We start from the raw sequence: 8,316 nt of genomic DNA on the forward strand, positions 1-8,316 counted from the left end.
CGCCCGGTCCCGCCGGACGCGTCCCGGCTGGACCGGGCGGTGGGCCTGAGCGGGCGGGACCCCGGGTGGCCGCGCCGGGCCTGACCCAGGCGGCCGGACCCGGGTCCGGCCGGCGGTCGCCGGGCGGCGGAAGCGGCGCATCGGGCCTACGGTGACCTGAGAGGGGGCGAGCCGAACGGGTACGGAGGAAGCCGCCATGCGGGAGCACTACGTGTGGGTGACGACGCGCCGCCTTCAGCCGGGCACGCTGGAGGATTTCGAGAGGGCGTGGCGCCCGGAGCCCGCACCGCAGGGCCTGCACCGGGCCTACGCGTACTGGTCCGAGGACGGACAGGAGGTCACCGGCGTGTCGTTCTGGGACTCCCGGGAGGCGTGCGACGCATGGCGGGCCTCCGAGCAGGAGGCCCGGCGGCGGGCGGCCATGGCCCCGTACGTCGACGAGGAGCGCGAAGGCTTCTACCGCGGCCGCGAACTCGGCCTGCCCGGCGGCGCCGGCGGGTGAACGGGCCGCGCCCGGCCGCCGTGCCTACGGTGGAGACATGAGCGAGACCGTCGTCGTGTACGAGCTGGAACAGCCCGTGCCCGCACGCACCCCCGCGGCCGGACCGCCCGCGGCGGAACGCCTCCCCCGCAGGGTGCACGCGGCCCCCGCGGCCCCCGGCAGGCCCGGCGCCGCCGGCCCGCGGACCCTGTGCGGCAAGGACACCTTCGCCATGGCGAAAGCCCCCCGGACGCCGTCCGGGCGCCCCGGGGAGCCGTGGTACCCCGCCGGGTACGCGTCCCTGGTGTGCCCGGACTGCGACGCGGTGATGGAGATCTGACCGGCGCCGTGGGCCGGAGCGGAGAACAGGCGTCGTACCCTCCTGCCATGCCGCTCACCCTCACCGTCCTCGGCACGGCCTCACCGCACCCCGGCCCCGACCGGCCCTGCTCCGGGTACCTGCTGTCGGGCGGGGGCGCCGAGGTGTGGGTGGACGCCGGGCCCGGCACGTTCGCCGCGTTGCAGCGGCACACGGATCCGGCGCGGCTCACCGCGATCTGGATCTCCCACCTGCACGCCGACCACAGCGCCGATCTGCTGTCCGCCGCCTACGCGTTCGCGTTCGGCGGGATGACCCCGCCCGCACCCGTCCCGGTGTACGCGCCGGAGGGCTGCGCCCGCCGCCTGGCCGGCTTCCTCGGACGGCCGGACGTCGACTTCCTGAAGAGCGTCTTCGACTTCCGGGACCTGTACGACGGCCATGACGTCCGGCACTGGAACCTCCGGCTCACCGCGCGCGCCGTCGCCCACGACACCGAGGGCTACGGGCTGCGCGCCGCATGCCAGGGGAGTGTGTTCGCGTACTCCGGGGACAGCGGGCCCTGCGCCGCCCTCACCGAACTCGCCGCCCGCGCCGACCTGTTCCTGTGCGAGGCGGACATCGACGCGCATCCCGGGAGCGAACACTCCCGGCAGGTGCATCTGACGCCGGAGGACGCCGGCCGTATCGCCCGTGACGCCCGCGTGCGCGAGCTGCTCGTGACGCACGTCGGCCCCACCCTCACCCGCGAGTCGGCCACGGCACGGGCCGCCGCCGTCTCCGGCCGGCCCACCTCCGCCGCCGTCGAGGGCCGCGTCCACAGCGTCTGAGCGGCCGGGTCCGATTCCTTTGTCATAAGCATTGACGAAAGCCGGGCCCCCTCCTACCTTCAACGCGTCGTACTTCGTACGTCATATATGAGACGCGATATGTGAGATCCGAGAGGGCCGCATGACCTCTGTGCCCACCCCGATCCCGTCCCGCACGCAGTACGTGCTCGACGCGATCAAACACCGCATCCTGACCGGGCAGCTGACGCCCGGTCAGGCTCTGGTCGAGACGGAACTGGCCGCGCAGTTCGGGGTGTCCAAGACCCCGGTGCGGGAGGCGCTGAAGACCCTCGCCGGCACCGGCCTGGTCGTGATGAGCCAGTACAAGGGCGTCACGGTGCGCATGGTGGACGCGGACATGGCGCGCGAGGTGTACGACGTGCGGCTGCTGCTCGAACCCGAGGCCCTGCGCCGGGCCGTCGCCCGCGGCGCCCCCCTCGACGCCGCCCGGTCCGCGCTGACCCGCGCCGACACCGCCACCGACACCGCCGAACGCTCCCTCGCCAACCGGGACTTCCACCGCGCCCTCTACCTGCCGTGCGGCAACCCGCTGCTCGGCCGGATGCTGGACGAGGTCCGCGACCAGGCCGCCCTCGTCTCCGCCGTCGCCTGGTCGGCCGACCCCTCCTGGGAGCGGGAGGCCGCCGAGCACCGGGAGATCCTGCGGCTCGCGCTGGAGGGCGACGCGGACGGCGCCGCGAACGCCCTGCACGCCCACATCGCGTCCTTCGTACGCCGTGCGTTCCCCGAGCCCCTCCCCGAGGAAGGTCAGACATGAGCAGCGTGACGTTCGAGAGGCAACGGGCGGCCCTGGCCGGCGTGGTGGCCATCCCGGTGACCCCCTTCGCCGCGGACGGCTCCGTCGACACCGGCACCCACCGGGCCCTCCTGCGTCGCCTGCTCGACGGCGGGATCACCACCCTCACCCCCAACGGCAACACCGGCGAGTTCTACGCCCTCACCCCCGAGGAGCGCCGCCTCGTCACCGAGCTGACCGTCGAGGAGGCCGGCGACCGCGCCACCCTGCTGGTCGGGGTCGGGCACGACCTGCCCACCGCCATCGCCTCCGCCCGGCACGCCCGCGACCTCGGCGCCGCCATGGTCATGGTCCACCAGCCCGTGCACCCCTACGTCTCGGCGGCCGGCTGGGTCGACTACCACCGCGCCATCGCCGAGGCCGTCCCCGAGCTGGGCGTGGTGCCGTACCTGCGCAACGCCCAGCTGCCCGGCGCCCGGCTCGCCGAACTCGCCGACCACTGCCCGAACGTCGTCGGCGTCAAGTACGCCGTCCCGGACGCCGCCCGGTTCGCCGCCTTCGCCCGGGACGCGGGCCTGGACCGCTTCGTCTGGGTCGCCGGCCTCGCCGAGCCCTACGCCCCCTCCTACTTCTCCGCCGGGGCCACCGGCTTCACCTCCGGACTCGTGAACGTCGCCCCCGCCGTCTCGCTGAACATGATCGAAGCGCTTCGATCCGGTGACTACCCGGCCGCCATGAAGGTCTGGGAGCAGATCCGCCGCTTCGAGGAACTGCGCGCCGCCCACGGCAACGCCAACAACGTCACCGTCGTCAAGGAGGCCCTCGCCGCACTCGGCCTGTGCCGCCGGGACGTCCGCCCGCCGAGCCGGCCGCTGCCCGAGGACGAGCGCGCCGAGGTCGCCGCCATCACCGCCGGGTGGTCCCTGTGAACGCACCCCGCAAGCGGCCCGAAGAGCTGAGAAGCCACCAGTGGTACGGCACCGACGGGCTGCGCTCCTTCAGCCACCGCGCCCGCACCCGCCAGCTCGGCTACCTGCCCGAGGAGCACCTCGGCAAGCCGGTCGTCGCGATCCTCAACACCTGGTCCGACATCAACCCCTGCCACGTCCACCTGCGCGATCGCGCCCAGGCCGTGAAGCGGGGGGTGTGGCAGGCGGGCGGCTTCCCGCTGGAGTTCCCGGTCGCCACCCTCAGCGAGACCTTCCAGAAGCCGACCCCCATGCTCTACCGCAACCTGCTCGCCATGGAGACCGAGGAGCTGCTGCGCTCCTATCCGGTCGACGGCGCGGTGCTCATGGGCGGCTGCGACAAGTCCACGCCCGCGCTGCTGATGGGCGCCGCCAGCGTCGACCTGCCCACCGTGTTCGTCCCGGCCGGACCCATGCTGCCGGGCCACTGGCGCGGCGAGGTCCTCGGCTCCGGCACCGACATGTGGAAGTACTGGGACGACAAGCGGGCCGGTCTCATCGGCGACTGCGAGATGGCGGAGCTGGAGAGCGGCCTGGCCCGCTCGCCCGGGCACTGCATGACCATGGGCACGGCCTCCACGCTCACCGCCGCGGCCGAGGCGCTCGGGGTGACCGTGCCGGGCGCGTCCAGCATCCCGGCCGTGGACTCCGGGCACGATCGGATGGCCGCGCGATCCGGCATGAGGATCGTTGAACAAGTCCACAAGGGACGCAGACTCTCCGCCCTCCTCACCCGCGAGGCCTTCGAGGACGCGGTCACCACCGTGCTCGGTCTCGGCGGCTCCACCAACGCCGTGATCCACCTCATCGCCATGGCCGGCCGCGCGGGCGTCCGGCTCACCCTGGACGACTTCGACCGCATCGCCCGCACGGTCCCGGTCCTCGCCGACGTCCGCCCCGGCGGACAGCGGTACCTGATGGAGGACTTCCACTTCGCGGGCGGCCTGCCCGGCTTCCTCTCCCGGATCACCGACCTGCTCCACCTGGACCGGCCGACGGTGTCGTACGACACCCTGCGCGAGCAGCTCACCGGCGCACAGGTGCACAACGACGACGTCATCCGGACCCGGGACAACCCGGTCGCGAGCGAGGGCGGAGTCGCCGTGCTGCGCGGCAACCTCTGCCCGGACGGCGCCGTCATCAAGCACATCGCCGCCGAGCCCCGTCTGCTCAGGCACACCGGCCCGGCCGTCGTCTTCGACGACTACAGGACGATGCAGCGCACCATCAACGACCCCTCGCTCGGCATCACCGCCGACAGCGTGCTGGTGCTGCGCAACGCCGGCCCCAAGGGCGGTCCGGGCATGCCCGAGTACGGCATGCTGCCCATCCCCGACCACCTGCTGAAGCAGGGCGTGCGGGACATGGTCCGCATCTCCGACGCCCGGATGAGCGGCACCAGTTACGGCGCCTGCGTCCTGCACGTAGCGCCGGAGTCGTACATCGGCGGCCCGCTGGCCCTCGTCCGCACCGGGGACCTCATCACCCTGGACGTCCACGCCCGCAGCCTCCACCTCCACGTGGACGACGCGGAGCTGGACCGCAGGCGGGCCGCGTGGACGGCGCCGCCCGCCCGGTACGAGCGCGGCTACGGCGCCCTCTACAACGAGCAGATCACCCAGGCCGACACCGGCTGCGACTTCGCGTTCCTGGCCCGCCCGGGCACCGTGCCGGACCCGTACGCCGGCTGAACCCCGCACACCCGTCGTCGAAGCGCTTCACCCACGTGCATGGAGCAAGCGCTTCCTGTACGCGCTGCAATCACCCGCCCGTCACCCGGCCACCGCCCCGCACTGACGCCTTCGGGCGGCACCCATCAACTGCGAACGGAGAACAGTCATGGCCCAAGCCGCAGCCGTGGCGAAACCGCCCGCGCCACCGAGGCGGCGCCGTGCCTCCGCGACCCCGCGCAGGCTGCCGTACCTGCTGATCGCCCCGGCGGCGCTGCTGATGCTGGGGTTCATCGCCTACCCGGTGCTCAGCGTCTTCTACTACAGCCTGCGGAACCACAACCCCACCAAGCCGTGGCGGAACGGCTTCGCGGGCCTGGACAACTTCACCCGGGCCTTCGCCCACGACCCGCAGTTCTGGGACACGCTGACCTTCAGCGCCCAGTGGGTCGTGGTCGAGGTCGGGCTGCAACTGCTGTTCGGCCTGGCGCTGGCGCTCATCGTCAACCAGACCTTCGTCGGGCGGGCGCTGGGCCGCGCGCTGGTCTTCTCGCCCTGGGCCGTCTCCGGGGTGCTGACCTCCGCCATCTGGGTCCTGCTCTACAACTCGCAGACGGGCATCACCCGTTACCTGGCGGACGCGGGCCTGGGCTCCTACGGCACCAGCTGGCTGTCGGACACCTCCACCGTCTTCCCCGCGGCGATCGTCGCCGACCTGTGGCGCGGGGTGCCGTTCTTCGCGATCCTCATCCTCGCCGACCTCCAGTCGGTCTCCCGGGACCTGTACGAGGCCGCCGAGGTCGACGGGGCGAGCCGGCTCCAGCAGTTCCGGCACATCACCCTGCCCCACCTGAAGGACGCCATCGTGCTGTCCACGCTGCTCCGCGCGGTCTGGGAGTTCAACAACGTCGACCTGCTGTACACACTGACGGGCGGCGGACCCGCCGGGGAGACCACGACCCTCCCCCTCTACATCGCCAACAAGAGCGTCGACGCCCACGACTTCGGCTACGCCTCCGCCCTGACCACGGTGGCGTTCGTGATCCTGCTCTTCTGCTCGATCGCCTATCTGCGGCTGAGCAAGTTCGGAGGTGACTCCAAGTGATCACCGAGATCGCTCCCGCGCCCGAGCGGACGGCGGCCGAGCCCGCCCGGCCCGGCAGGAGGCGCCGCGCCTGGGACGAGGTCCCGCGCTGGCAGATCTACCTGCCCCTGACGGTCTACCTGCTCTTCACCCTGATCCCCTTCTACTGGATCCTGCTCTTCGCGCTCCGCCCGGCCGGCTCGACCTCGCTGGTCCCCTGGCCGATGACCTTCGAGCACTTCGAGAAGGTGTGGACCGAGCGCAGCTTCGGCACCTACTTCGCCAACAGCGTCTACGTCGGCCTCGCCACGCTGGTGCTGACCACCGTGGTCGCGCTGGCCGGCGGCTACGCCCTCGCCCGCTTCGACTTCCGGCTCAAGCGCGGTTTCATGCTGGCCCTGCTGTGCTCCCAGTTCGTGCCGGGCGCGCTGCTGCTGGTGCCGCTGTTCCAGATCTTCGCCGAGCTGCGCATGATCAACTCGCTGGGCAGCGTCATCATCGCCGAGACCGTCTTCCAGCTGCCGCTGTCGATGATCCTGATCAGCGGATTCATCCGGAACGTGCCGTACTCCCTGGAGGAGGCCGCCTGGGTGGACGGCTGCAACCGGCTCACCGCCTTCCGGATCGTCGTGCTGCCGCTGCTGCGGCCCGGGCTGATCGCCGTCGGCTCCTTCGCCTTCGTGCACGCCTGGAACCACTTCCTGTTCGCCCTGATGTTCCTCTCCGACCAGGGCAAGCAGACCATCCCGGTCGGCCTCAACACCCTGATGAGCGCGGACAGCGTCGACCTGGGCGCCCTGGCGGCGGGCGGCATCATCGCGGCCGTACCGGTGGTCATCGTGTTCGCCTTCATCCAGAAGTGGCTGATCACCGGGTTCAGCGCGGGGGCGGTGAAGGGATGAGGGCCCGTCAGACCGCCGCCCTGTCCGCTGCGCCGGGCGTGCTGTGCGTGCCCGCGCACGCCGAGGCCCGGGACCTGGACATCACGAACGGATCCGACCTGGTCACCGTCTCCTGGAGCCGGGTCGCCGACCACGACAAGGCGATGCTCGTCGGCAGCGGCGACGCGGCCACCGCGGGCCGGGGCAGCGCGCCGCACCCGAACGGCACGCCGGTCGACCTGCTCGCCCTCCACACCGTCGACAGCCGGGGCAGTGAGCGCCACCTCACGGCCGACGTCGGCTGGACGCCCACCCCGCACGGAAAGATCGGCAGTGCCCGGGCGGCCGGCACGGCGGTGGCGCGCGGTGCCGGCGCGGGGAGGACCCCATGACCGTACCCGTCGTCCTCGCGGGTGCGCGCGGCCACGGCCGCTGGCACCTGGACAACATCCGCCGGCTCGCCGCCACCGGACGCGTGCGGCTGGCCGGGATCTGCGAACTCACCCCGCTCACCGAGGCGGAGATCCCGGACGGACTCGGTACGCCCGAGCAGTCCGCCGACCTCGGGGCGCTCCTCGACGCCACCGGCGCCCGGATCGCCGTGATCTGCACCCCCATCCCCACCCACACCGACCTGGCCCTCACCGCCGCCGCGCGCGGGGTGCACCTGCTGCTGGAGAAGCCGCCCGCACCCTCGTACGCCGAGTTCCGCCGCATGGCCGACGGGGTCGAGCGGGCCCGGGTGGCCTGCCAGATCGGCTTCCAGTCGCTCGGCTCGCACGCGGTCCCCGCGATCCGGCGGCTGCTCGCCGAGGGCGCGATCGGCGAGGTCACCGGGGTCGGCGGGGCCGGGGCCTGGGCCCGGGACGAGGCCTATTACCGGCGGGCGCCCTGGGCCGGCCGGCGGCGCCTGAACGGCGTCGACGTGGTCGACGGGGTCCTCACCAACCCCCTGGCGCACGCCGTCGCCACCGGCCTGGCCCTGCTCGGCGCCACCCGCGCCGAGGACGTCACCGGCATCGAGACCGAGCTGCTGCGCGCCAACGCCATCGAGTCCGACGACACCTCCTGCGTCCGCGTCCGCACGCCTCACGGGCCGGTGACGGTCGCGGCGACCCTGTGCGCCGAACACCCCGGGGAGCCGTACCTGGTGGTGCACGGCAGCAGCGGCCGGATCACCTTCTGGTACAAGCAGGACCGGGTGCTGCTCCAGCGCACCGGCCACGGCCCGGAGGAGACCGAGCACGGCCGCATGGACCTGCTGGAGAACCTCCTGGAGCACCTGGACGGCGGCACGGAGCTGCTGGTGCCGCCGTCCAGGTGCTC

The 8,316-nt window shown here is 72.8% G+C and carries 9 protein-coding genes and 1 pseudogene; all 10 read left to right on the plus strand.

The features are described from left to right. Positions 1–196 precede the first annotated feature (196 nt). Positions 197–502 carry an antibiotic biosynthesis monooxygenase gene (locus CCN44_RS13790; protein ID WP_086697806.1) on the plus strand — a complete coding sequence of 102 codons (306 nt, stop codon included), beginning with the start codon at positions 197–199 and terminating at the stop codon, positions 500–502. A gap of 37 nt (positions 503–539) precedes the next feature. Beyond that, on the plus strand, positions 540–821 hold the full coding sequence (locus CCN44_RS13795) for a hypothetical protein (protein WP_059248644.1): 282 nt from the start codon (positions 540–542) through the stop codon (positions 819–821). 47 nt (positions 822–868) lie between these two features. Continuing rightward, positions 869–1,630, plus strand: a complete 762-nt coding sequence (locus CCN44_RS13800; protein WP_059248643.1) for an MBL fold metallo-hydrolase — start codon at positions 869–871, stop codon at positions 1,628–1,630. Between the two features lie 121 nt (positions 1,631–1,751). After that, the gene (locus tag CCN44_RS13805) at positions 1,752–2,408 is read left to right on the plus strand and encodes a GntR family transcriptional regulator (RefSeq protein ID WP_059248642.1); all 657 of its coding nucleotides are present in this window, start codon (positions 1,752–1,754) and stop codon (positions 2,406–2,408) included. Next, positions 2,405–3,316: a dihydrodipicolinate synthase family protein gene (locus CCN44_RS13810; RefSeq protein ID WP_059248641.1), complete on the plus strand. Its 912-nt coding sequence runs from the start codon at positions 2,405–2,407 to the stop codon at positions 3,314–3,316. The genes CCN44_RS13805 and CCN44_RS13810 overlap by 4 nt, the downstream gene beginning before the upstream one ends. Further along, positions 3,313–5,046, plus strand: a complete 1,734-nt coding sequence (gene araD / locus CCN44_RS13815; protein ID WP_086697807.1) for an L-arabinonate dehydratase — start codon at positions 3,313–3,315, stop codon at positions 5,044–5,046. Before CCN44_RS13810 ends, araD begins: the two co-directional genes overlap by 4 nt. 148 nt (positions 5,047–5,194) lie before the next feature. Beyond that, complete coding sequence (locus CCN44_RS13820; RefSeq protein WP_059248639.1) at positions 5,195–6,130, plus strand: carbohydrate ABC transporter permease; 936 nt, start codon at positions 5,195–5,197, stop codon at positions 6,128–6,130. Then, positions 6,127–7,011, plus strand: a complete 885-nt coding sequence (locus tag CCN44_RS13825) for a carbohydrate ABC transporter permease (RefSeq protein ID WP_059248638.1) — start codon at positions 6,127–6,129, stop codon at positions 7,009–7,011. The genes CCN44_RS13820 and CCN44_RS13825 overlap by 4 nt, the downstream gene beginning before the upstream one ends. Before the next feature lie 74 nt (positions 7,012–7,085). Then, positions 7,086–7,382, plus strand: a pseudogene (locus tag CCN44_RS13830) (hypothetical protein); the annotation flags it as partial. Continuing rightward, the coding region (locus tag CCN44_RS13835; RefSeq protein WP_086697808.1) for a Gfo/Idh/MocA family protein at positions 7,379–8,316 on the plus strand (938 nt) is incomplete at its 3' end. The pseudogene CCN44_RS13830 and the gene CCN44_RS13835, both read left to right, overlap by 4 nt.

The sequence above is a fragment of the Streptomyces tricolor genome (assembly GCF_002155905.1).
GTDB classification, from domain to species: domain Bacteria; phylum Actinomycetota; class Actinomycetes; order Streptomycetales; family Streptomycetaceae; genus Streptomyces; species Streptomyces tricolor.

What these genes read in the sequence shown, in the direction of transcription:
- CCN44_RS13790 (WP_086697806.1), top strand. Translation starts at nt 197, where the DNA reads ATGCGGGAGCACTACGTGTGGGTGACGACGCGCCGCCTTCAGCCGGGC.
- CCN44_RS13795 (WP_059248644.1), top strand. Translation starts at nt 540, where the DNA reads ATGAGCGAGACCGTCGTCGTGTACGAGCTGGAACAGCCCGTGCCCGCA.
- CCN44_RS13800 (WP_059248643.1), top strand. Translation starts at nt 869, where the DNA reads ATGCCGCTCACCCTCACCGTCCTCGGCACGGCCTCACCGCACCCCGGC.
- CCN44_RS13805 (WP_059248642.1), top strand. Translation starts at nt 1,752, where the DNA reads ATGACCTCTGTGCCCACCCCGATCCCGTCCCGCACGCAGTACGTGCTC.
- CCN44_RS13810 (WP_059248641.1), top strand. Translation starts at nt 2,405, where the DNA reads ATGAGCAGCGTGACGTTCGAGAGGCAACGGGCGGCCCTGGCCGGCGTG.
- CCN44_RS13820 (WP_059248639.1), top strand. Translation starts at nt 5,195, where the DNA reads ATGGCCCAAGCCGCAGCCGTGGCGAAACCGCCCGCGCCACCGAGGCGG.